A 22,008-nucleotide genomic window follows, 5' to 3' on the forward strand; every position below is an offset into this window, starting at 1 on the left:
GGTAAGCAGAGCGGCAACGTTGGCGAAGGGGGCCTATGATAGTCGTCATAAAGGGCGTGTTAAGCTATTTCATTGGCGTGAGAGGGCTCACCCGACGCTCCCTCTGTTTCGGTAACCAATAGTGATGTTTCATGCCATGGTTGGTTCCACGGATTTACATCGACAGGACATTCAATGACATATCTCTGGAAGCGCTATCTTCAAGCATCGCTCATCCTCCGCGTCACCGTTGCGCTGGTACTGGGCGTGCTGGTGGGCATCGTGGGCGGTGACGAGGTGGCCGTGTGGCTAGCTCCCTTGGGGGATTTGCTGCTTCGGCTACTGACGTTTCTGATCGTCCCGATCGTGCTGTTCACTCTCATGGTGGGGGTGAACCAATCACGGGAAGGCAGTGCCGGCCGCGTGGGCGGCAAGGTGTTCCTTTACTACTTAGGCTCTTCGGCGCTGGCCATTACGGTGGGGCTGTCCGTTGCCACGCTGTTCAGCCCGGGCAGCGGCATGACGCTCAGCGACAGCGCGAGTTTTTCAGTGCCAGACAACCCAGGCGTGGTCGATGCGCTGCTCAATATCGTGCCGGGCAATATCGTGGCCGCCTTTGCCGAACTCAATATGCTGGGCATCATCTTTACCGCGCTGGTGTTCGGGATTGCGCTGTTGAAAATGCGCCAATCCGAGCAGCAGCACGCGCTTGGCGAGCAGCTTTATCAAGTTATCGAAGGATTAAACGAGGTCACCCTGAAAGTGATGTCGGGGGTGCTGCATTTCGTGCCCATTGGCGTCTTTGCCATCGTTGCTGAAACGGTGAGTCAGCAGGGGATGGAAACGCTTCTTTCGCTGGGTGACATGGTGATGGTGCTGTACATCGCGCTCGGCGCACAGCTGTTGATCTACTGCGCGGTGATGCTGCTGTTTGGCGTGAAATTACGCAGCTTTTTTGGTGAGGCGCGAACGCCGATGGCCACTGCCTTCGCCACGCAAAGCAGCTCCGGTACGCTGCCCATCACGATCAATGCTGCGCAGCGGTTGGGCATCCCGAAAAGCATTTATGGCTTTAGCCTGCCCCTGGGAGCAACGCTCAATATGGACGGTGCCGCGATCCGTATTGCCATTTCAGCGGTGTTTGCCGCCAACGTGATTGGCGCGCCTCTGGACTTGATGAGCATGGTGCAGATCGTGCTGATCGGCACGCTGGTCACGGTAGGCACGGCCGGGGTGCCGGGGGCGGGCATCATCATGATCGCCACCGTGTTTGCCCAAGTAGGCCTGCCCATCGAAACCGTGGCGCTACTCACCGCCATTGATGCCCTGGTAGGCATGGGGGCAACGGCGCTGAATGTCACGGGAGACTTGGTCGGCACGACCGTGATTGCCCGAAGTGAAGGGCATACGCTGGCTGAAGCGCCTGATGAAGAAGGCGGCCACGCGGTGGAGAACGCTTGATTTGCGTTGGAGCGATAGGAGGAAGCCATGATTCACGATCATGAGTACCGCTACCTGGAACGCGCCGTGGCGCTGGCCGAAGAGGCGCTCAATGCCGGTGATGAACCCTTTGGCAGCGTATTAGTCAGCGCCCAGGGCGAGATACTGGCGGAAGACCGCAACCGTATTGCCGGAGGCGACGCCACGCAGCACCCTGAGTTTGCGTTAGCCCGCTGGGCAGCCAATCACCTATCACCAGAAGCGCGTGCGGCCGCCACGGTGTATACCTCGGGTGAGCACTGCCCCATGTGTGCGGCGGCCCATGGCTGGGTAGGGCTGGGGCGGATCGTTTACGTCAGCTCGACCAAGCAGCTAGGGCAGTGGTTGGCAGAGTGGGGCGTAGCACCGCCGCCAGTGGCTACGCTACCGATCAACGACGTGGTGCCAGGGCTTGAGGTAGATGGCCCGGTACCTGGGTTGGACGAGCAAGTACACGCGTTGCATCGACGCCTGCACGGCAAGTAGCTACGCCGTTTCAACCAGAGTTAAACGAAAACGCCGCCTTGCGCAATGCAAGGCGGCGTTTGTTAAACTGATCACGCAATGAGAGAGGCTAGTGCTTCAATATGACGTAAAAGGCGTGAATGATGCCTGGAATGAAGCCAAAGAGCGTCAGCAGGATATTGAGCCAAAAGTGTCCTTTGAAACCGACCTCAAAAAACACCCCTAGCGGGGGAAAGATAACCGCAAAAATCATCTTGATCGGGTCAGTCGCGGTAAACGCCATGTAGCCTCCTTTGCTTACACCGTTAGTATAATGTTGCCCAGCCGCCAGTGTAGAACGATTCCCTACACTTGGCTAATGAGCCGGTTCATCTTACGACCATCATTTTACGGGGTCGTTCCCCGTCGGGCGTCATGACGTTGAACGCTCACGGATAATTCACTGGACTTTTTCATTGGAAAGGATGCCATGACACGCTATCTCCCCCCTTCACTGCTATTGCTCAGCACCGCTTTTGCCGCCCCCGTATGGGCACAAACCGATACAGAAGCCGTGCTGCCCACTGTAGAAGTCAGCGCACCGCGCTTGGCGCGAGAGCTTTACGCCACGCCTGCTGCGGTCTCGACGATAGAGCAAGACGCCATTGCCCAAGGCCAGCAGCGGGTGCGTTTGGATGAGTCGCTCAACCGGGTGCCGGGCGTTTTCCTGCAGAACCGCGATAATTTTGCCCAGGGGCAGCGTATTTCGATTCGCGGCTTTGGTGCCCGTGCGCCGTTTGGGGTGCGAGGCATTACGGTAATGGTGGACGGCATTCCCTACACGCTGCCGGATGGGCAGGCCCAGCTAGATGCGATTGATTTGGATAGCGCTGAGCGCATTGAGGTCATTCGCGGGCCGTCCTCGGTGCTCTACGGCAACGCGGCGGGTGGCGTGATCGACATTACCACCGCCGATGGACGCGACAACCCCGGCACTCGGCTGCGCATGGGCGCCGGTAGCGATGGCTACCAGAAAATGGCGCTGCAAAATGGCGGCGTGCAGGGGGATTGGTCGCACCATATCAGCCTCACTGCGCTGAACGTAGATGGCTACCGGGAGCAGAGTTCCACCGAGAAGTATCTGCTCAATGCCAAGCTGCGCCGTGAGTTGGGCAGCGAACGGGCACTCACTGCCATCATCAACTTGCTGGACAACCCGCGTTCGGAAGACCCCGGCGCGCTCAACGCCCGCGAGGTGGCCGAAGGGCGCGACCAAGCCGCACCGAACTCGCTGGCGCTGGATGCCGGTCAAACCGTCGACCAACAGTTGATTGGCCTTCAATACGAGGATTTGTCCGCAGGGGAGGGCGAACTGTACCTGAAAGGCTTTATCGCTCAGCGGGATTTTGAGCAACAGCTACCGTTCGTGGGCAGCAGCCGCCTGGGCTATCAGCGCGATTACATGGGCGCTAGCGCTGAATATCACCACGAGGTAACGCTAGGCAACCTGCCGCTGAATTACATCGTTGGGGTGGATGCCGCTCGCCAGGAAGATGACCGCTTCCGCAACGATGTGAATCCCCAAGGGGTGGTGGGCGAGCCCCTCGCCGATGAAACCCAAACTGCGACCTCCACTGGCGTGTTTGCTCAGGGAGATCTAGCGCTGTCGGAGCCGCTGACGCTGTCGCTGGGCGCGCGGTTTGACCGTGTAGACCTCGATGTCGACGACGATTTTGCTGCCGACGGTGACCAGAGCGGCCAGCGCACCTTCAACGAGTGGAGCGGCTCTGCCGGGCTGAGCTACCGCTATCGCCCGCAGCACCAAGCGTATATCAATACCGGCACGGCCTTCGAGACGCCGACGTTCTCTGAGTTTGCCAACCCCGCTGGCGGTGGCTTCAACCCCAGCGTAGAGCCGCAAAAAGCCTGGAACCGTGAAGTGGGGCTGCGTGGTTACATCGAGCCGCTGGCGCTGGATTACGATGTCGCGCTCTTCTCCGTCCGTGTGCACGATGAGCTGGTGCCCTACGATGAAGGCGGCCGCACGTTCTACCAGAACGCCGGGGATACCAACCGTGATGGTGTCGAGCTGGCGCTGGGGTGGCAGTTGGCCGACCAGTGGCGTTTGGACAGTGCGCTGACCCTGGCGCGCTACGAGTTCGACGAGTTTGCCACTCCTTCTGAACGCTTCGATGGCAACCGCATTCCCGGCCTGCCGGAACAAACCTGGGTGAACCAGCTAACGTGGGAGAACCTCGACGAGCGCTTTGCCACGCTGGAGACCGAATATGTCGGTGACTTGGTGGCCGATAATGCCAACGAGACGGAGGTGGATAGCTACTGGCTGGTGAACCTGAGGGTGGGAGGCGGCTGGCAGCTAAGCCAACAGACTCGGCTAAGCGCTTATGTGGGCCTGCGAAATCTGCTGGATGAAGAGCACTACTCCAATGTGCGCTTGAACGGCACCTTTGGGCGCTTTTATGAACCCGCTCCAGGGCGCAGCGTTTATGGTGGCGTAGAGTTGAGTTTTTAATCAGAAAAAATCGATGTTATCGCTTGGTGTGCCTACGATCTGAGTAACCCTAGGCGGGGGCGCTGTGAATCCCTCCTTGGACGCTACTTTCGCCATCCATGGCGAAAGACCCCCGCTACGGGCTACTCAGATCGTCTCACCTTAAGTGCGTGAATGACCTTAATGACAACGGGCGGCCAATGGCCGCCCGTTTTCTATCTAGCTGACTCCGTAGAGCTAGCAGTTACTCCGGTAACGCGTAGCCAATCACGTAGTCACCCATCTTGGTGCCAAAGGTGCCGTGACCACCGGCTGTCACCACCACGTACTGTCGGCCGTCGGCGCCGGTATAGGTCATCGGCGTGGCCTGACCACCGGCGGGTAAGCGCGCTTTGTAGAGCTCTTCACCCGTGGTGATGTCGTAGCCGCGCAGGTACTGGTCCAGCGTGCCGCTGAGGAATGAGACGCCGCCAGCAGTGGTCAGCGGGCCGCCCAGCGCGGGCACGCCCACGTTCAACCCAATCGGCAGGCCAAAGGGCATGCTGTCGCGGGTGGTACCGTTGCGATGTTTCCACACGACTTCTGCATCCTGCAGGTCGATACCGGCCACATCGCCCCAGGATGGCGCTTGGCAGGGTAAGCCCAACACGGAAAGCAGCGGCCCTAGTTCTACCGCATAGGGAGCGCCTTCGTTGGGCTGTAGGCCCTGCTCGCTGGCGGAGCCTTGGCCCTCTTCGACTTGGTCACGGGGCACCAGCGTAGACACGAACGCAAGGTACTTCGCGCCGGTAAACAGCGCCTGGCGCTCAGGATCGACCGCAACGCCACCCCAATTCATTACCCCCACGTTACCCGGGTAAACGATGCTGCCTTCCAAGGAGGGCGGCGTGTATTGGCCTTCGTAGCGCAGCGAGCGGAACTGGATGCGGCACATCATCTGATCGAACGGTGACGCGCCCCACATATCCCGCTCGGTGAGCGGCGGTGGCAGCAGGTTCAGTGCCGAGCGTGGCTGCGTTTCTGCGGTCCAGTCGCCTTCAATGGCCCCCTGCGGTGCGGGCACTTCTTCGATCGGCACGATGGGCTCGCCGGTTTCCCGGTTGAGCACGTAGAGGCTGCCCTGCTTGGTGGGCTGAATGACGGCGGGCTGGGTGCCGTTCTCAGTTGCTAGGTCGATCAGAACCGGCTGAGCCGGGGTGTCCATGTCCCACAGGTCGTGGTGAACGAACTGGTAGACCCAGGCCACTTGGCCGTCGTCCAAATTCAGCGCTACGAGCCCTGCGCTGTAGGTTTCATCGTTTTCAGAGCGGTCAGCGCCGTACTGATCCGGGGTAGCATTGCCCATGGGCAGATACACGAGCCCCAATTCTTCATCGACGCTGATCGGTGCCCACACGTTGGGAGAGCCGCGGGTATAGGTTTCTCCCTCTTCGAGTGGGGCGGTGTCGTCTGGGTTGCCGCTGTCCCAGTTCCACACCAGCTCGCCGGTATGCACGTCGAAGGCACGAATCACGCCGGACGGCTCGTCGATAGAGCTGTTGTCGGTGACGTGGCCGCCCAAAATGACCAAGTCTTCCGTCACCGTGGCCGGAGAGGTGGAGTAGTAGCCGCCAGGGGAGAACTCGCCAATGTTATTGGTGAGATCCACTTCGCCGTTGTTGCCAAAGCTTTCGCAGCGCTCGCCGGTATCGGCATTCAGCGCAATCAGGCGGGCATCGGCAGTGGGTAAGTAGAGCCTGCGCGGGCACATTACGTCCGTGGCGCTAATCATCTCAGAAGTGTCACCTTCATCGGATGCCAGCGCCGGGCTGTCGCCTAGGCCGCTGATGAAGAGCAGGAAGGCCAGGTCCAGGTCGAACTGGCTGCCGTCATCAAACAGCACGCGAGGAGTGGCCGTGCCGTCTTCCGCAGGCGTCGTGCCATCGTTAGCGCTGCTGTCGGTGTTGTCAGCGTCGTCGTTCGAGGCTTCGTAGTTAGACGCATCGTAGTAGGCGAGGCCGCGGCAGGTCATGTGGGCCCAACCGGAGAAGTCGTCTGCGCCCATAGTGCTGATATTGGGGTCAAACTCCCAGAGGGTTTCGCCGGTTTCCGGTGACAGCGCCATGGCACGACTATGCGACGTGCAGATATACAGGCTGTCGTTGACTTTCAGTGGCGTGTTCTGGTTGGTAATTTCCGGCGGGGCGTTGGGGCCGGGTTCATCGCCGGTTTGGATGCGCCACACTTCTTCCAATTCACCAACGTTCTCGGGCGTGATTTGGTCGAGTGACGAGTAGTGGGTGCCGGCATTGGTACCGCCGTAGGCAGGCCAGTCGTCGCCCGCGACCTGGGCTGGGTTGACGGCCTCGGTGCTATTGGCGGACTCGATGGTGCCTTCCACCGTGCCTGGGTAGCTAAACTGGCTGGCAATAGCAACGATGATCGCCGCGCCAATACTGGCCATGAGCGCCAAGCTGCCACCCCGCGAGTTAAGCGGTTTGCGCCACCACGGCAGCAGCATGATGATGCCGATGAGACAGGGAATGGCGACCCTAGGTACCAGTTGCCACCAATCCAGCCCGACTTCCCAAAGTGCCCACACCAGAGTGGCGAACAAAATGAGGGCGTACAGCCAAAGTGCCGCCCCTTTGCGCAAGGCCAGCAGCAGCCCGGCCACTACTAAGCCCGCCCCAGCGATCAAGTAGTAGGCGCTACCGCCTAGCATGAGCAGTTGGCCGCCACCTACGGCAAGTGCAATGCCAGCTAACGCCAGCAGCAAACCCAGCACCAAGGCTGGCCATTTGCCGCGAGCACGCGTGTGTTCATCCATGAGGTAAACCCCTCTTAACAACGAGTTGATGCCGCTTAACCGACAAGGTCTGCGGCGGCTCCACAACGTGCCCTAACCCATCGGCAGGGCCGATGGGTTAAAACACACATTGATTAGCTGTGATTTTAATAATCAATTCGCTTTTGGTCTAATACTTTGCTGGCTAATCGATACCAATGCCAAAAGCCGCACTACTCAACATAGCGCGGCTAGAAGGGAGGGGAAGCGATGATAGGTAGATTTAACCTAGCGTAACCTGCCTGGGGGGAGGGCGTATCAGTTCAGCTTAACCAGCATTTTACCGGTGTTGCCCCCCTCAAAGAGCGCCAGGAAGGCATCGGGCGTATTGTCGAGTCCCTCTTTAACGGTCTCTTTGTAGTCCAGCTTGCCATCGGCGACCTGCGGCGCGACCTCGTTCAAAAAGTAGCGGTAGCTGGACCAGTGATCGGCCACGATGAACCCTTGCATTTTGGCCTTACGAACCACGAGCTGCGAGAGGTTATTTGGCCCCGGCGTGGGCGCTTCGGCGTTGTAGCTGTCGATCATGCCGCAGACGGCAATGCGCGCTCCCTCGTTGAGCTGGCTGAGCGCCGCTTCGAGGCAGATACCGCCTACGTTCTCAAAATAGACGTCGATGCCGTTGGGGCTGGCGAGCTTGATGGCATCGCTTAACTCTTGCGCGCTGCGGTCACGGTAGCTGACCGGCTCGACGCCGAGGGATTCCAACCAAGCAAGCTTATGGGCAGCGCCCGCGATGCCCACCACGTGGCAGCCTTTCGCTTTTGCTAGCTGTACGGCTAAGGAGCCCACTGCGCCGCTGGCAGCACTGACGAGGACATTATCGCCCGGTTTGCACTCGGCGATCAGGTTGAGGCCTGTCCAGGCGGTCATGCCGGGCATGCCGAGCACCCCTAGGTAGGCTTGGTCGGGCACGTTCGTGTCGGGAAGAGCCGTCACGCTGTCCCCCGGCAACTGTGCGACATCGCGCCAGCCGCCCATATGGCTCACCTTATCGCCTACTTTCAAGCTGGAGTGGTTCGAGGCGATGACTTCACCAATCGCACCGCCCTCCATGGGCTTGCCAAGCTCGAAGGGGGCGACGTAGGTGTGCACGCCGCTCATACGACCACGCATGTAAGGGTCGACCGAGAGCCAGTGGTTGCGAATACGCACTTCGCCTTCTTCTAACTCGGGTAACGCTTGGCTCTCCAGGGAGAATAGCTCGCGCTTGGGTAAGCCGGTCGGGTAGTCGGTGAGGGTATAAAAACGAGATTGCATGGCTGCCTCCTGCATTGAAGTAAACGTAACGTTCCTTGCAGGGTAGAGACCATTAGCACGCTTGCAAGTTCGCCATACGTTCACACCAAAAAAAACGGCCCGAACGGGCCGCTTTGCTCAGCAGGGGTTGCCCTGGGGCAACGCTGATCGTTTAAGGGGTATCACACGCTTGCGGGTGTGTTATCCGTTAATCTACCAGAGTGATCATCACGGGGGCCGTCCCTCGGCGAATCATACCGAGTGCCCGCGCTGCTCGCTTGGAAAGGTCGATGATGCGTCCTTTGACGAACGGACCGCGATCATTGATCAGTACTTCCACTTCTTGCCCGGTATCTGGGCGGGTGACCAGCACTTTGGTACCGAAGGGCAGGCTAGGGTGCGCTGCGGTCAGTGCCTGCTGGTCGAAGGGCTCGCCACTAGCGGTGGTGGCCCCTTGAAAGCGGTCGCTGTAAAAAGAAGCCACCCCTTCTTGTAACTCTGTGGTCGTTACGGCTTGACTGGCAACTGCTTGATTGACAAAGAGCAATAGCAATAAAACAGCAAAACCGCTCGTTCGGATCGTACGTAGATAGTCTCCCATAGGAGTACCTCAGTGGTTCGTAAAGCGGACTCCGCATTCGTTGACGAGGTGCCGATAGGCGTATGGATAGTAGCTTGCCCTCTGGAGGTCGGCAAGCTTTAAGAAGATCGACGCAATTAGCTCCATAATTCTGCTTTTTGTTCAACGGCGCTATGCCCTTGAGATTCAGTGGCTTAAGCAGCGTCAATGAAGTGAATTAATGAAGACGCGTGGGCGATGCACTATTTTTCATCAAACGCTCACTTTAACTCGTTAAGCACCTTATAATTTCCCATCGTTCACGATGCTCTCTATGGCGTCACCCACCCTCGCCAATGAACAAGGATGCACCCATGGCTAAGACTTCTTCTCTCACTCTGTTGATTGTGGCGGTGGGCGGCGTTGCCGTTGGCTACTTTGCCGCGCAAACGTTGCCAAACCTGGCCCCTCCTGCAGAAGCGCCCGACGCAGAAACGACGGCCGAGCAGGACACGACGCCTGCGGCCCTGCAGGGCCTGGAGTACCTCACCTTGGGCGAGCGTGCGCGTGGCGAGATCACCTCCGCGAGCGAGCTCAACGGTAAAGATGGCAGCCGCTTTACCCGTTATGCCATCACGTTGGACGAAGAGGCGCTAGTGGAGGTGTCGTTGAGCGGGGCGCTGCAGGGCACCGTCGCCCTGTATGACGACCAGCTTCAACTGTTGGCCAACGCAGACACGGTACGCCACCGCATCGAAGAGAACGGCGATTACATCGTGGTGATCAGCGGTGCCGACGCGCATAGCTATGGGCCTTTCAACGTCAACAGCCGCACTATTGAGCTGAGCGATGCCGATACCATGACGGTGGGTACGCCCATCGATAGCTGGCTCGATACCACCGAACGTGAGATCACGCTAACCATCGAAGAAGCAGGCATGTACCAGATCGAAATGCGTGCCGATGAGTTCGATGCGTACCTAGAATTGGAAGGCCCGAACGATTACTACCGCGAAGATGACGACAGCGCGGGTGAGTTGAATGCGCGCATTGCCGATTTTCTTGCCCCCGGTGAGTACACGTTGACTGCCCGCTCTGCCTTTGGTGATGGCAGTGGCCTGTTCACCCTGACGGCCGAGCCCCATGAGCTGCCGGGGAATGGCGAGCTGCGTAACGATGGCACCGTCACCCCCAACGAGACGCTGAGCGGCTGGTACAGCGGGCAAGACGTCACGTATGACTTAGAGATCGACCAAGCGGGCATGTACCAAATCGATATGAGCTCCAGCGATGTGGACGCTTACTTGGTACTCGAGGGCCCTAACGGTTATTACCGTGAAGATGATGACAGTGCGGGTGAGTTGAATGCGCGCATTGCCGATTTTCTCGCGCCGGGTACTTACCAACTCACGGCCCGTACCGCCTACGGCACTGACAGCGGGCTGTTCACCCTCGCCATCGAGCCGCGTGATCTGCCGAACGATGTCGAGTTACGCAACGAAGGCGCGCTCACTCCCGATGAAACGCTCAACGGCTGGTACAGCGGCGAGGCTCTGACCTATCAGCTCACGATAGAGGAAAGCTCGCTCGTCACGCTGAGCATGAGCTCTAACGACTTCGATACGTATCTTGAACTGTACGGCGAAGGCGTGTCCTATACTGACGACGACAGCGGCGGTGGTACCAACGCCCGTTTAGAGCAGGCGCTACTGCCCGGCACCTATACCGTGAGCGCACGCGGTTTTAGCGCCAGCGGCAGCGGTATGTTCGAACTAGCGGTGAGCGCAGAACCCACCGAAATGCAGCCGGACACCTAAAGCCACCGCGAAGTATCGGTTCGTTTTCAACAACGCCCCTGCCGCTCTGCAGGGGCGTTGCCGTTCTACGATGATCAGCCCGCCTCATAGGGTGAGTGATTCACAAGGAGGTTAAGATGCTACGCACGTTCAAAACGCTAGGAGTGGGTCTATCGCTCGCCGGAGCGCTTCTCTTGGGCGGCTGTTTGGCCGCTGATACATCGCCCTCAGAGCCGTTTGCATTGGCCTCGCTGGCCGTGGAAAAACAGTACGTGGCCCCGGGATGCCAAGGGGAGCAGTGTTCGACGGTGACTATCTCAGCGCTGGCATTTCCCCAGGCGCCTGCGTTAAGCGAGGCCCTACAAACCCGCTTGCTCACCCTAGGCATGGCGATCAGCGACGAGACGGCTGCCCCTGCCGAGAGCTGGGACGCGTACGCCGAGCGCTTCCTGAGTCTGGCTGAAGAGGACAACCAAGCCGCGCCTGGTGACATGACCAGCGAAGCGCTATTGGAAGCCACGGTGTACGCACGTCATCACGACCTGTTGGTCATCGAACTCAATAGCTATGTGTATCATGCCGGCCAAGCGCATGGGCTTCCGTTGACCGAATACATGGTCATCGATGAGCGCGAGCGGCGCATCGTCGAGCCCGAGGACATGCTGGTGGACGGGCAGGAGGCCGCTTTCGATACCCTTTTGGCTGACGCGCATCAGCGCTGGATCACTGAGATGGGCTTTGATGCGCAGTTTGCAGCCCAGTGGCCGCTGAGTAAAAGCCGCAACATTGCGCCGCTGGAGGACCGCTGGGAAGTGACCTACAACGTTTATGACATTGCGCCCTATGCGGCGGGCCAGCCAACCCTCACGCTCCCCCTTGAGGCGCTGAAAGGCGTGGCCAAGCCGCGTTACCTGGGCCAATAAACTAGCTCTGCGATTGCTCCTAATGGCGTAAAACAAATCGCCGGTTATCGACTACGCTGAAAAGCAGCTCGCCGACACGAGACGTGTGGGGGAGCTGCTTTTTTATTGTTCCCACGAAGACCAATAGGCATGGATCGCTTATGACACTCGATACGCAAGCCGCTCGGCAAGTGCAGCTACTGGTGGTCGATACGCAGGGCCGCTTGCTGCTCAAACGCGAGGCATCGCCTCCCCACTGGACGCTACTCGGCAGCGCGCTGGCTCACGATGAAGATTACCCGGCGGCGGCAATCCGTTTGCTCTTCGAGGAGGCCGGGCTTACCTGCCCCTTGGGGCCGCTACTTCGCCAGCGTGCCCACACCGCGAAAGCGGGCCAAACCGGTGAAGAGCGCTTTTTCTTGGTGCGCTGTCCTGATACCCAGCTTGACACCCACGACAACGCCCAGGGCAGGCTGATGCTGGACGATGGCCGTGACGCCACGCCCTGCTACGCGTGGTGGCCACTCTCGGAAATGCAGAGCAGCGAGAGTGACACCTTTTCGCCGTCCTGGTTGCCAGAGCTGCTGGCCAGCGTGCTGTTTAGCGAGATGATGATGCCCACCTCAGCGGCCCGCCTTTAAGCACCCAACGACCACCAGCAGGGCGGCCGTAGGTAGCCGCCAGTCGAATACGCTCATGCCTGCCAGGACGAGTAGCAACGCTGCCAAGATAGGCACGCCATACGCCAAGCTGCCCACGAGGCTGGCGTGACCGAATCGCAGCGCTTTGTCCCACGCCACCATGGCGATGCCGTAAGGCCCCAAGCCTAGCGCGATGCCTGCCACGAGCGCTTCGCCGCGGGGCAGCGCCACGTCACCCTCCAGCCAAACGCTAGCGATACAGGTGAGTGCACAAGCAATCAACAATAAGCGCGGCAGCAGCGGCGTGAGCGAGATAGGGGCCGCTTGACCTAGCCATGAATAGAGTGCCCAGCAGCAGGCCGCCAGCAGCGCCAAGCCATAGCCGGAAGCCGAACCGCCAACTCCCCCGCTGAGCGCTTGGGGCAGCAGTAATATCGCCGCGCCCGAAAAAGCGATCAGCGCGCCGGCCACGCTTGCCCACTGCAACCGTCCCCAGCGGCTCCACTGGCTCAGCAGCACGAACAGCACCGGCCATGTATAGGTAATCAACGCCGCTTCGGCGGCGGGGGCGAGACGCATACCAATGAAATAGCTGCTGACGGCGCCTACGATCAGCAGCGGGATACCCAGCCAGACGCTCAGCTGCCAGCCCAGCGAACAGGTGGGCATAGAAACACGACGGCTGAGCGGCAGCGTGGCCAGCGCGCCTGCTAGCAGCGTGAGGGCGGTGAGCTGTAAGGGGGCCGTGGCATTGGCGAGTTCGGCCAGCAGCGGTGCCATGCTCCATAACGTCACCGCCAGCAAGGCGGCACACACGCTGTATGTTGAGGATACCGCTACCGGGGAGTGAAGGGGGGGCATGATGCGTCTCCTAAAGCCGTCGATGATTCAAGCCGTCAAGGGACCCCGTCTTGAAAGGATCCCATGCCGCGCAGCATACTCATCACTTACCCATCAAGATAACGATCTTTTATGATCGATATCATCAACAATGGTGATGTATGCGGGCACCCACGTTTGACTTGACGCTATTGAGGACGCTGGTAGCCATTGCGGACACCGGCAGCGTGACGGCGGCGGCAAAACGGCTGGCCTATACGCAGTCGACGGTGAGCATGCAGCTGCAGCGGTTGGAGGCTCAGCTCGCGGTAAGCCTGCACGAACGGGAAGGGCGGCGGCTGCGCTTTACCGCAGAGGGCGAGCGTTTACTGGCTCATGCACGACGGCTGCTGGCGCTCAACGACGAGGCCTGGAGCGATATGCAGGCCCGCCAGATTACTGGCGATCTTACGCTGGGCATTCCTGAGGATTACGCCTCACTGCTGCCGTCGGTGTTTGCGTACTTTCACCAGCTTTACCCCGCCGTAGGGCTGACGGTTCAGTGCGGCACCAGCGCCCACTTGGTCGAACAAGTGAAAGCCTCGGCGCTGGATTTGGCGCTGGTGACGCGCCAGCGGCACTCCCCCGGGGGCGATGTCATTCGCCGTGAGCCGCTGGTGTGGGCGGTAGGAGTACACCAGCAGCCCTCCTTGAGTGACCCTATTCCACTGGCGCTTTACACCCCAGGCGCGGATGTATTTCGCGAAGTGGCCGAGCAGGCGCTGCAAGCCGCCGGGCGAGATTGGAGAGTGGCCTATACGAGCCAATCCATGGCGGGGCTAGCGCCGATCGTGACGGCGGGCTTGGCCGTGGTCGTCGTGACTCGCAGTATGCTCACGCCTACGCTGCGCCCGCTGGATGAGAGCAGCGGGTTGCCTGCACTGCCGATGATCGAGCTTGCCCTGCACCGCGCCCCGCACCGTCCATCCGAGCCCGCACGGCGGTTGGGTGAATTGATACGCGAACAGCTAGCGGCTGCCAGCGAAGCGTTATAAGGTAAACCGCTGGCTAATCATTATTTTTCTAACGGGTCGACGTTGCACTATGCTGACGGTGACGACATGGCTGGGCAGGGAGTCTTGAATGCACGAGTTAGATCACTATATCTATCCACACCGGGTGCTGCACTGGCTGGTGGCACTGGCGGTGCTGCTCTCGCTGGCGAGCGGCCTGACACTGGGGTTTTTGGGCTATGAACGCACCTTGGCGCTGGTCGGGAATACGCTCACGAACCTGCTCTATACCAGCCATAAAACGTTGGGCGTCACGATACTGCTGCTCATGACGCTGCGCATCATCACGCGAGTGGCGTTCGTGGTGCCGGATCACGATCCGCCTTTGAACGCCTTCGAACGTATTGTCAGTACCAGCGTTCACCACCTGTTGTATGCCGCATTGGTGGCGATGCCGCTGATCGGCTGGGCTGCCACGGCGACAGGCGGCTTCCCCGTCGAGTTTTTCCACTGGCACTTGCCAGGGCTGCTGGGTAAAAACGACGCTCTCTCGCAAACCCTGTTCATGTGGCACGAGCGTTTGGGCTGGGCACTGGTGGTGTTGATTACGCTGCACGTTGCGGGGGCGCTATTCCACTGGCGTATCAAACGCGACAACGTGATGAAACGCATGAGCCTGTTTGACTAAGCGGCGCCGCTTCTCCTCCTATCACGCCGAACCATAGCCGTAAGACCGGTTGGTTTGGCGTGATTTCTCCGCGTACATATGGCAATCGGCCTCTTTGAGCAGTTGCGCGAGCGTGCAGTTGTCGTCGCGGCTAAGGCTCATCCCGATGCTGATACCGACCTGCACCAGCGCGCCGCAGGGCAGCTTGATCGGTGCGCTCACGGCCTGGGTGATGCGGCTGCAGATATCGTCCAACAGGCTGGGGTCTTGGATGTGCTCCAGCAGTAAGATGAACTCATCTCCACCAAAGCGCGCGCAGTGGTCGCCTTCTCGAGCCACGTGCGCTAGCCGTTTGGCTACTTGCTGAAGCACGAAATCTCCCGCTTCGTGGCCGAATTGATCATTGATCGGTTTGAAGCGATCGAGATCGCACATGATCAGCGCCAGCGGCTCGTGTTGGTCGTGGCTGCGGGCCAGGGCCGCTTCGGCGTAGCGCACCAAGCCGTGCCGATTCAGTAGCCCCGTGAGCATGTCGTGGTTGGCAAGCTGCTCTAGCGCATGAGTGCGGGCAGCGACTTTGGCTTCCAAGGCGGCTTCCTGCTTCTTGAGCATGGCGACGGTGTTGGCCTGGGCGCGCTCTTTTTGCCATTTCAGTTTGTTGAACCGCGCTGCCAAGGCAAAGGAGAGCAGCAGCATCTCGATGGCCGAGCCGATCTGAATGCCATGCAGCGTGACGAAGTTCGCAGGCAGTATGCTCATGTTGCGCAGCGCGAACACGGCCGCGCCGAGTAAAAAAATCGACCACGCGACCACGAACAGGCGAGCGCTCGGCACGCGTCGCCAACTGCAGTAAATTCCACATACTAACAGCAGCAGCGACGCGCTGAACCCAACCACATCCATCAAGCGTAGCGCGTATTGTATGGGTAGCAGCAGAGCGGCGAGCAGTGCGACCCAGTAGATCATTCGGCAGCCTGACAGCATACGGTGCCAGCGGGGGCTATAGCGCCACGTGTTGAGAAAACTCTGGGCGAACAGCGTGGCCATGGCCGAGGCAAACGTGAAACCAATGGCCACGAGCCGCGCGGTGTGCTCGCCGAGAGCGCTCCAGAAGATCAGGGTTCCCAGGCCATTGAAGGTCAAGATCGCCAGAGTAAAACCAAAGCTAAACAGCGCGTAGTAGAGAAAGACGCGCTCCTTGAGACCCAAAAAGAGCAGAAAGTTATACACACCCAGCGCCAGCAGCATGCCGAAGTACGTGGCTAGCCAAAAGTTGTGGCGATCGTTTTGGGTATAGAAACTGTCCGGCGTCATCACGCTGTAGTTCAAGACCTTACTCCCGGCGGCGGTGACTTGGCTGTACAGCGTGACGGTTTCGCCACCGGCGAGCATCACCGGAAAGACCGCTTGTCGGTGGGCGAGCGCGCGCGCCGAGAGCGGTAGCGCACTGCCGCTTTGCTGCACCTCGCTAAACTGCGCTCTCAGGGTGTAAAGCGTGACGACATCCAAAAAAGGATATTCGAACGTTACCAGCCAGGTGGCCGGGCGGGGCGAGGCGTTGTGCAAGCGAGCGGTCAGCCACGTGTCGCCTTGGGTATAGCCGAGGTGTAAGTCGTCATCGCTCGTGACGGGTTGAAAGTCCTCCGTGTGGTCCAGCACGTCACGTAGCGTCAGCGGTGTCTCGGTGTGCCAGTAGCGAGTAACGTCGTTGAGCGAGTAGCGGGCGTGTTCAGGAGAGATCGACAGTGTATTCGCGGCGCTTGCCTGAAGGCACCCACTGAACGAGAGGACAGCGAGACAGAGCAGTAAGCGCTTTAACCAACCGTGAGCATCCATAGCGTTCGCTTTTGTGATGTTTTTACTCCGCTCAGGAAACCCTGATCGCTAACGAAAGGGCGAAAGAACGACGCCTTCGTGGTGCGGGTAGGATGGCGTGGGTCATCCAAAACCACTTTGAGTGTAGCCGTGATTCCCTCCCAGCAGATGAGAATGATGCTAAAGCGTGAGACGGTTCAGACTTTCAGTGAGTCGCTGAATCAACTGCCCGCTATGTCGCCAAAAGTGCCAGTAGAGCGGTACGGTTAACCCGTGCCCCGGCGCGATACTCACCAGTTGGCCTGATTGCAACTGTTCGGCAGCTTGGCGTTGCGGAATCATGCCGTACCCAATACCCGCCATGGCCAAGCGCACGAAGCCCTCTGACGAAGGGCACAAATGGTAAGGAAAGTGCCCCTGGTAGCCGCACTGGGCCAAAAACTGGTGCTGTAGCTGGTCGTGGGGGCCAAAGACGATAGCGGGAGCTTTTTGAAAAGCCTCTGCGCTCGGGCCTTCTGGAAAAAAGTGTGCGGCATAGCTGGGCGATGCCAGTGGCTGATAAAGCATGTCTCCCACGTGCAGGCAGCGCGCACCGGCGATCGGTTGGGGCGTGGCGCACAAGCAGGCGGCGACGTCGCCATCCCGCAGGCGCTTCAACCCCACGTCCTGGTCCTCGATGACCAGGTCGAGCAGCACCTCCTCCGATTGGCAGATATCCGCCACAGCGTCGGCCCACCAGGTGACGACGCTATCGGCATTCACGGCGATGCGGAGCCGAGGGGCGGCTCTTTCCAGGGTCGGTAGGGCGTCGTGTAAATCGCGCTCCAACAGCTGCACCTGCTGGTAGTGGGCGAGTAATCGCTGGCCCGCAGGGGTGGGGGCAAGAGTGGGATGGCGTACCAGCACCGGCTGGCCCAGGCGAACTTCTAGCGCTTTCACTCGTTGCGAAACGGCCGATTGCGACAATCCCATCACATCGCCTGCCCGCTCGAAGCCGCCGCACTCCACCACGGTGGCCAGGGCATGCAGTAATTTGTAATCCACCATGGCGTTCTCTCTGTTGTTGGCTAGGGCAGTTAACCAACCCCACAACGGTGAGTAAAGACGTGCACGTCACGTTGCGTAAATGAAAATCAGTCTCTTTGTTTGACTTGCCGGGGAAGTGCGTCACAATTCGCCGCTTATGTGTAAAGGGGATGCAGCATGGAATTATTGCGGGTGGTTTTTCGTCACTACCGCTGGCCGTTTCTAGGCGCACTGGCGCTGAGCCTAGTGAGTGCTGGGCTAGGGGTGGGGGTGATTGCGTTCATTAACCAGCGGCTGATCGAAGCGGGCAGCGCCCTCTCCGCGTTGCCCCAGTTTTTAGGGCTATTGGCACTGCTGCTGGCGGTCACGCTGGGCACGCAGCTAGCGCTTACCTTGCTGGGCCACTACTTCGTCTTCGACCTGCGCTCCCGGCTGGTGAAGCGGATTCTGGATACCGATATCGAACGGTTAGAGCAGCTTGGTAACGCCACGCTGCTGGCAAGTCTTTCAAGCGATGTGCGTAATATCACCATCGGTTTCGTCCGCCTGCCGGAGCTGGTGCAAGGCGTGGTACTCACGCTGGCCTCAGTGGCGTACCTTGCGTGGCTCTCGCCGCAGATGGTGGTGATCACCGTGCTGTGGATGGCCTTCACTATGGGCGTTGGTTGGGTCCTGGTATCGAAGGTGTATCGCCACTTTCATCAGGTGCGCGAAAGCGAGGATCGGCTGTATAAGGATTATCAATCGGCGATCGAGGGCCGCAAAGAGCTGGCGCTTAACCGTGACCGTGCGCGGCGCTTTTTTGATGAATCCTACACGGATAACGCAAAAGCGTACCGCCACCATATTATTCGCGCAGACACCTACCACCTCAGCGCCAATAACTGGTCCAATATCATGATGCTGGGCGCTATTGGCGTGGTGTTCTTCATGGCCAACGTGCTGGGCTGGGCAAGCCCGGCGGTGGCGGCCACCTTTGCTCTAACCCTGCTGTTTTTACGCACGCCCTTGATTCAGGCCGTGGGCGCATGGCCCACGTTAATCAGCGCCCAGGTGGCGTTCGATAAACTGGCCAGCCTGGAGCTAGCGGAGTACCAGCCGGGCTTTGATGTGGAGGATCGCTTCCACGACTGGCAGCGCTTAACGCTCACCAACGTAGTGTATCGCTACACGCCGTCCTCCGGGGGCGAAGGCTTCCAGGTGGGACCGCTCAATCTCACGCTGGCGCGTGGCGAGCAGGTGTTTCTGATTGGCGGCAACGGCAGCGGTAAATCGACGCTGGCGCGTCTGCTTTCAGGGTTGTACCGCCCGCAAAGTGGCCAAATTAATGTGGATGGCAAAGAGCTTAGCCCGCCAGAGTGGGCTGCGTTTCGGGCGCGTTTTGCTAGCGTCTTTACCGATTTTCACCAGTTCGACCAAGCCATGGGGCCGGGCGGCAACGCGGCCGACCCGGTACTGGTCGCGACCTGGCTTGAGCGGCTGCAGATGCAGCATAAGCTTGAGTGGCAAGATGACCGGGTGGTGAATACGCAGCTCTCGCAAGGGCAGCGTAAGCGCTTGGCACTGCTGCTGGCGATTGCCGAAGAGCGGGATATCTTGCTGCTGGATGAGTGGGCGGCGGACCAGGACCCGCAGTTCAGGCGGCTGTTTTACCGCGAATTGTTACCTCACTTGAAAGCGATGGGCAAAACCGTGTTTGCCATTAGCCACGACGACAGCTACTTCGTCCATGCGGATCGTTTACTGGAGATGTCCAAGGGGCAATTGAGTGAGCTGACGGGAGAGCAGCGGGCACAGGCCAGTGAAGATGCAGTGGCGCAGATCAGCTCGTAATGAGCGGCTTACCCTTTGCGCCGCGCCTGGCGGTCGCACCCTTCTAGCGGGCAATTACCGCATACGTCAAACTCATCGAGCAGGTAGCGCAGGCAGCAGAGCTTGCGCACCCGCTTGACCTCTTCACTGCCGCTGGGCTGATACGTACGCACTGGCTCGAATAGCGGGTTGCGCTGCCCGTTGAGAGTACGCGATTCCAGCAGCGCGCGCGTGGCGGCCAGGGCTTCTTGGTTAACCAAAGGATGCGCGGCTAGGGCGTTAACGTAGTAATCCACGTAGCCACCTGCGTTGCTCCAAAATACCCGTGGTGCGGCTCCAGAAATGGCCGAGAGACGCTCGATGAGCGGTGCCCAGTGCTGCTCGATGAGCGTGGTAAAGCGCTCGGTGGTGTCCTGCGTTGTAAAGCGCTCGCCTTCATGGGGCAGCCAAAGCCCTTGAGCGCAGCCTTCTTCATTTTGGATCACATAGAGATCGTCCAGCCCGACGGGTAGGTCGCGGTTTAGCAGCAGATGAGCCGTCAGCGTGGGAACCGTAACGGTGCTGAAGTGCCACTTCGACCAGAGCGAGGCAATGGCTCGCTTATCTCCGCCGGGGTAGCGGCTGGCGTAGCACGCCATATCCTCTTCGAGCAGCGCAGCGTTGCGCCAACGAGATGCCTTGATAGCCCCATGCGGCACCGCACCACCGATCAATGGCGGCGTAAAGTGCTCAAGCGGCCCCTGATAGCAATCAGCAAGAGACAGTGGCAGGGCGGTGTTGGGCTGGCGCAAGGCGAGAGGCATAACCGAACTCCAAGACGTGATAAGCGCACGTGGGTAGAGCGCCAGCATAAGCGATAATGCTTATCAGTTGAAGAGTTAATTGAGAACGACTCGTCTTCCAGCCGTGGCCATTATTGCGCCACGGCTATGCGGTGCCCGCCGTTTGGATGCTGCATGACCTGCATGGGTAGCCCGTAAATGGCTTCCAACGTGTCGTTTTGCATCAGAGCATCGGGCTTGCCGTGGGCCAGCAGGCGGCCGCTGTGAAGCGCCATGAGCTCATCGCAGTAGCGCGATGCCATGTTGATGTCGTGAAGCACGATGATCACGCCCAGATTCAGCTCGTCGCAGAGCTTACGAATCAGCGCCAATACCTCCATTTGGTGGGCGATATCCAGCGCTGCGAGCGGCTCATCCAGCAGTAAAAAACGGCTGCCTTGGGCGATCAGCATGGCGAGCCACACCCGTTGGCGTTCACCGCCTGAAAGCGTATCTACCAAGCGGTCGGCGAAGGCTTCCGTGTGGGTGAGGGCAATCGCCCGCTCAATCGCCTCTTTGTCTGTTTGATTATGGCGACCTAGTAGACCGTGCCAGGGGTAACGCCCAAACGCCACCAGCTCGCGTCCGGTGAGATTTTCGGCACTGGGTAGATGCTGGGGCAGGTAGGCAACTTGACGGGCAAACTCACGATGCCCCCACGCCTGCAAAGGGCGTTCATCAAAATGAATATCGCCTTCACTGACGGGCTGCTGCTGCGCCAGCAGCTTGATCAGCGTCGATTTGCCAGAGCCGTTATGGCCAATCAGGCCATACACCTTGCCTTCTTCAAAAGTATGGTGAATTGGTTGAAGAAGGGGCTTGCCGTTGATGGCGAAGGTGGCACCCTGAACGTTAAACATGCGTCACTCCTGGCCAAGCGGACGTCGCGCGAATGAAAAGTGCATTGTATCGTTAATAGTTATCATTTAGAAATTTTTCCGTGACCGGCCGCTTATTTTTGTCATCAACGGCAAGCGTTGGTGCACGATGGCCATCACGATATGCCCGACGATCAGCAGGAGCAGTAGCCAAGAGAGCGGGCTGTGTAGCAGGTCGGCAGGGAGCATGAGCGCTGGGATCTCGTTCTCTGCACCAGGAATCACCTCCCAGCCATACGCCTTGAGTGGCCAGCCGCCAGCGTAATTCCTGATTACTCCAAGACTGGAAATCAGCATCAACAGCACATAAAACAAGCCATGCACGGTGCTAGCCAGCCGGCCACGTAACGTGTGCAACTGCCGAGGCCGCTGACCACGCTGGTTAAGCCACCAGACTAATCGCGCTAAGGTGATGACCAATAGCAGTAGGCCAATCGCTCCGTGTGGCGCTAACCGTGACAGCATTAACGTCACGCTCGTTTCGCCAAACACACGCCACATGACCACGACAAAGAACTGAGTAAGCACTAATAGCGCAGTGAGCCAGTGCAGTAGACGACTGACGACACCGTAATGATGGGGAGTGTCGCGCCATGCAGTGGGCAACAGTGTAGAGGAGAGAGCAGCTTTCATAACGAGACTTAGTGGTAATGGGCGGAGCCAAGATTGTAGTGTGAATACTTATCATTTAGAATCTCGCCCTTTGATTTATTTCTGTTCCCTCGATTGCCAAGGTCACGCCAATGACAATGCCTGCCCGTGCCTCCGCTGTCCTCGTT

The 22,008-nt window shown here is 59.2% G+C and carries 19 protein-coding genes; 9 read left to right on the forward strand and 10 right to left on the reverse strand.

Features of this window, described 5'->3' with window-relative positions; translation table 11 throughout:
• Positions 1 to 174 precede the first annotated feature (174 nt).
• Complete coding sequence (locus CTT34_RS04180; RefSeq protein WP_159341310.1) at positions 175 to 1,440, forward strand: dicarboxylate/amino acid:cation symporter; 1,266 nt, start codon at positions 175 to 177, stop codon at positions 1,438 to 1,440.
• A 27-nt stretch (positions 1,441 to 1,467) separates the two neighbouring features.
• The gene (locus CTT34_RS04185; protein ID WP_159341311.1) at positions 1,468 to 1,944 is read left to right on the forward strand and encodes a nucleoside deaminase; all 477 of its coding nucleotides are present in this window, start codon (positions 1,468 to 1,470) and stop codon (positions 1,942 to 1,944) included.
• Between the two features lie 88 nt (positions 1,945 to 2,032).
• On the opposite strand, the gene CTT34_RS04190 is transcribed toward CTT34_RS04185, so the two are convergent.
• Positions 2,033 to 2,206 (reverse strand): YqaE/Pmp3 family membrane protein, encoded by a 174-nt coding sequence (locus CTT34_RS04190; RefSeq protein ID WP_044629799.1) that lies wholly within the window; start codon positions 2,204 to 2,206, stop codon positions 2,033 to 2,035.
• 186 nt (positions 2,207 to 2,392) lie between these two features.
• Here CTT34_RS04190 and CTT34_RS04195 point away from each other — a divergent pair, with 186 nt between their 5' ends.
• A complete protein-coding gene (locus CTT34_RS04195) occupies positions 2,393 to 4,435 on the forward strand; it encodes a TonB-dependent receptor family protein (protein WP_159341312.1) in 2,043 nt (680 codons plus the stop codon).
• Between the two features lie 223 nt (positions 4,436 to 4,658).
• On the opposite strand, the gene CTT34_RS04200 is transcribed toward CTT34_RS04195, so the two are convergent.
• The 3 genes from CTT34_RS04200 to CTT34_RS04210 form a co-directional block, all read right to left on the reverse strand.
• Positions 4,659 to 7,223: a glucose/quinate/shikimate family membrane-bound PQQ-dependent dehydrogenase gene (locus CTT34_RS04200; RefSeq protein WP_159341313.1), complete on the reverse strand. Its 2,565-nt coding sequence runs from the start codon at positions 7,221 to 7,223 to the stop codon at positions 4,659 to 4,661.
• 276 nt (positions 7,224 to 7,499) lie between these two features.
• On the reverse strand, positions 7,500 to 8,501 hold the full coding sequence (locus CTT34_RS04205; RefSeq protein WP_159341314.1) for an NADP-dependent oxidoreductase: 1,002 nt from the start codon (positions 8,499 to 8,501) through the stop codon (positions 7,500 to 7,502).
• Positions 8,502 to 8,688: 187 nt separating this feature from the next.
• Positions 8,689 to 9,081 (reverse strand): septal ring lytic transglycosylase RlpA family protein, encoded by a 393-nt coding sequence (locus CTT34_RS04210; RefSeq protein WP_167520871.1) that lies wholly within the window; start codon positions 9,079 to 9,081, stop codon positions 8,689 to 8,691.
• A 332-nt stretch (positions 9,082 to 9,413) separates the two neighbouring features.
• On the opposite strand from CTT34_RS04210, the gene CTT34_RS04215 reads away from it, so the two are divergent.
• The 3 genes from CTT34_RS04215 to CTT34_RS04225 all read left to right on the forward strand — a co-directional run bounded on the left by CTT34_RS04215 (position 9,414) and on the right by CTT34_RS04225 (position 12,378).
• The gene (locus CTT34_RS04215) at positions 9,414 to 10,856 is read left to right on the forward strand and encodes a hypothetical protein (RefSeq protein ID WP_159341315.1); all 1,443 of its coding nucleotides are present in this window, start codon (positions 9,414 to 9,416) and stop codon (positions 10,854 to 10,856) included.
• 116 nt (positions 10,857 to 10,972) lie between these two features.
• A complete protein-coding gene (locus CTT34_RS04220) occupies positions 10,973 to 11,758 on the forward strand; it encodes an RsiV family protein (RefSeq protein WP_159341316.1) in 786 nt (261 codons plus the stop codon).
• 140 nt (positions 11,759 to 11,898) lie between these two features.
• Complete coding sequence (locus tag CTT34_RS04225; protein ID WP_159341317.1) at positions 11,899 to 12,378, forward strand: NUDIX domain-containing protein; 480 nt, start codon at positions 11,899 to 11,901, stop codon at positions 12,376 to 12,378.
• Here CTT34_RS04225 and CTT34_RS04230 read toward each other — a convergent pair.
• Positions 12,361 to 13,239: a DMT family transporter gene (locus CTT34_RS04230; RefSeq protein ID WP_159341318.1), complete on the reverse strand. Its 879-nt coding sequence runs from the start codon at positions 13,237 to 13,239 to the stop codon at positions 12,361 to 12,363. The two genes, CTT34_RS04225 and CTT34_RS04230, sit on opposite strands and share 18 nt — an antisense overlap.
• Before the next feature lie 140 nt (positions 13,240 to 13,379).
• On the opposite strand from CTT34_RS04230, the gene CTT34_RS04235 reads away from it, so the two are divergent.
• Both CTT34_RS04235 and CTT34_RS04240 read left to right on the forward strand, forming a co-directional pair.
• The gene (locus tag CTT34_RS04235; RefSeq protein ID WP_159341319.1) at positions 13,380 to 14,252 is read left to right on the forward strand and encodes a LysR substrate-binding domain-containing protein; all 873 of its coding nucleotides are present in this window, start codon (positions 13,380 to 13,382) and stop codon (positions 14,250 to 14,252) included.
• A gap of 88 nt (positions 14,253 to 14,340) precedes the next feature.
• Entirely contained in the window at positions 14,341 to 14,898 is a 558-nt protein-coding gene (locus CTT34_RS04240; RefSeq protein ID WP_159341320.1) for a cytochrome b, read from the forward strand.
• A gap of 21 nt (positions 14,899 to 14,919) precedes the next feature.
• On the opposite strand, the gene CTT34_RS04245 is transcribed toward CTT34_RS04240, so the two are convergent.
• Positions 14,920 to 16,713, reverse strand: a complete 1,794-nt coding sequence (locus CTT34_RS04245; protein WP_159341321.1) for a diguanylate cyclase — start codon at positions 16,711 to 16,713, stop codon at positions 14,920 to 14,922.
• Positions 16,714 to 16,872: 159 nt separating this feature from the next.
• Positions 16,873 to 17,739 carry a LysR family transcriptional regulator ArgP gene (locus CTT34_RS04250; protein WP_159341322.1) on the reverse strand — a complete coding sequence of 289 codons (867 nt, stop codon included), beginning with the start codon at positions 17,737 to 17,739 and terminating at the stop codon, positions 16,873 to 16,875.
• 156 nt (positions 17,740 to 17,895) lie between these two features.
• On the opposite strand from CTT34_RS04250, the gene CTT34_RS04255 reads away from it, so the two are divergent.
• Complete coding sequence (locus tag CTT34_RS04255) at positions 17,896 to 19,551, forward strand: multidrug ABC transporter permease/ATP-binding protein (protein ID WP_159341323.1); 1,656 nt, start codon at positions 17,896 to 17,898, stop codon at positions 19,549 to 19,551.
• Positions 19,552 to 19,559: 8 nt separating this feature from the next.
• Here the strand turns inward: CTT34_RS04255 and fhuF are convergent, their stop codons facing one another.
• From fhuF to CTT34_RS04270, 3 genes are all read right to left on the reverse strand, one after another.
• Positions 19,560 to 20,333: a siderophore-iron reductase FhuF gene (fhuF, locus tag CTT34_RS04260; RefSeq protein WP_159341324.1), complete on the reverse strand. Its 774-nt coding sequence runs from the start codon at positions 20,331 to 20,333 to the stop codon at positions 19,560 to 19,562.
• Between the two features lie 110 nt (positions 20,334 to 20,443).
• Positions 20,444 to 21,211: an ATP-binding cassette domain-containing protein gene (locus tag CTT34_RS04265; protein ID WP_159341325.1), complete on the reverse strand. Its 768-nt coding sequence runs from the start codon at positions 21,209 to 21,211 to the stop codon at positions 20,444 to 20,446.
• Positions 21,212 to 21,277: 66 nt separating this feature from the next.
• Positions 21,278 to 21,862 (reverse strand): cytochrome b, encoded by a 585-nt coding sequence (locus CTT34_RS04270; RefSeq protein WP_159341326.1) that lies wholly within the window; start codon positions 21,860 to 21,862, stop codon positions 21,278 to 21,280.
• Positions 21,863 to 22,008: the final 146 nt, after the last annotated feature.

This window comes from Halomonas meridiana (assembly GCF_009846525.1).
In the GTDB taxonomy this organism is placed as follows: Bacteria; Pseudomonadota; Gammaproteobacteria; order Pseudomonadales; family Halomonadaceae; genus Vreelandella.

Excerpts from the sequence above, each read along its gene's own strand:
- CTT34_RS04180 (WP_159341310.1), top strand. The coding sequence starts at position 175 with ATGACATATCTCTGGAAGCGCTATCTTCAAGCATCGCTCATCCTCCGC.
- CTT34_RS04185 (WP_159341311.1), top strand. The coding sequence starts at position 1,468 with ATGATTCACGATCATGAGTACCGCTACCTGGAACGCGCCGTGGCGCTG.
- CTT34_RS04190 (WP_044629799.1), bottom strand. The coding sequence starts at position 2,206 with ATGGCGTTTACCGCGACTGACCCGATCAAGATGATTTTTGCGGTTATC.
- CTT34_RS04195 (WP_159341312.1), top strand. The coding sequence starts at position 2,393 with ATGACACGCTATCTCCCCCCTTCACTGCTATTGCTCAGCACCGCTTTT.
- CTT34_RS04200 (WP_159341313.1), bottom strand. The coding sequence starts at position 7,223 with ATGGATGAACACACGCGTGCTCGCGGCAAATGGCCAGCCTTGGTGCTG.
- CTT34_RS04205 (WP_159341314.1), bottom strand. The coding sequence starts at position 8,501 with ATGCAATCTCGTTTTTATACCCTCACCGACTACCCGACCGGCTTACCC.
- CTT34_RS04210 (WP_167520871.1), bottom strand. The coding sequence starts at position 9,081 with ATGGGAGACTATCTACGTACGATCCGAACGAGCGGTTTTGCTGTTTTA.
- CTT34_RS04215 (WP_159341315.1), top strand. The coding sequence starts at position 9,414 with ATGGCTAAGACTTCTTCTCTCACTCTGTTGATTGTGGCGGTGGGCGGC.
- CTT34_RS04220 (WP_159341316.1), top strand. The coding sequence starts at position 10,973 with ATGCTACGCACGTTCAAAACGCTAGGAGTGGGTCTATCGCTCGCCGGA.
- CTT34_RS04225 (WP_159341317.1), top strand. The coding sequence starts at position 11,899 with ATGACACTCGATACGCAAGCCGCTCGGCAAGTGCAGCTACTGGTGGTC.
- CTT34_RS04230 (WP_159341318.1), bottom strand. The coding sequence starts at position 13,239 with ATGCCCCCCCTTCACTCCCCGGTAGCGGTATCCTCAACATACAGCGTG.
- CTT34_RS04235 (WP_159341319.1), top strand. The coding sequence starts at position 13,380 with ATGCGGGCACCCACGTTTGACTTGACGCTATTGAGGACGCTGGTAGCC.
- CTT34_RS04240 (WP_159341320.1), top strand. The coding sequence starts at position 14,341 with ATGCACGAGTTAGATCACTATATCTATCCACACCGGGTGCTGCACTGG.
- CTT34_RS04245 (WP_159341321.1), bottom strand. The coding sequence starts at position 16,713 with ATGGATGCTCACGGTTGGTTAAAGCGCTTACTGCTCTGTCTCGCTGTC.
- CTT34_RS04250 (WP_159341322.1), bottom strand. The coding sequence starts at position 17,739 with ATGGTGGATTACAAATTACTGCATGCCCTGGCCACCGTGGTGGAGTGC.
- CTT34_RS04255 (WP_159341323.1), top strand. The coding sequence starts at position 17,896 with ATGGAATTATTGCGGGTGGTTTTTCGTCACTACCGCTGGCCGTTTCTA.
- fhuF (WP_159341324.1), bottom strand. The coding sequence starts at position 20,333 with ATGCCTCTCGCCTTGCGCCAGCCCAACACCGCCCTGCCACTGTCTCTT.
- CTT34_RS04265 (WP_159341325.1), bottom strand. The coding sequence starts at position 21,211 with ATGTTTAACGTTCAGGGTGCCACCTTCGCCATCAACGGCAAGCCCCTT.
- CTT34_RS04270 (WP_159341326.1), bottom strand. The coding sequence starts at position 21,862 with ATGAAAGCTGCTCTCTCCTCTACACTGTTGCCCACTGCATGGCGCGAC.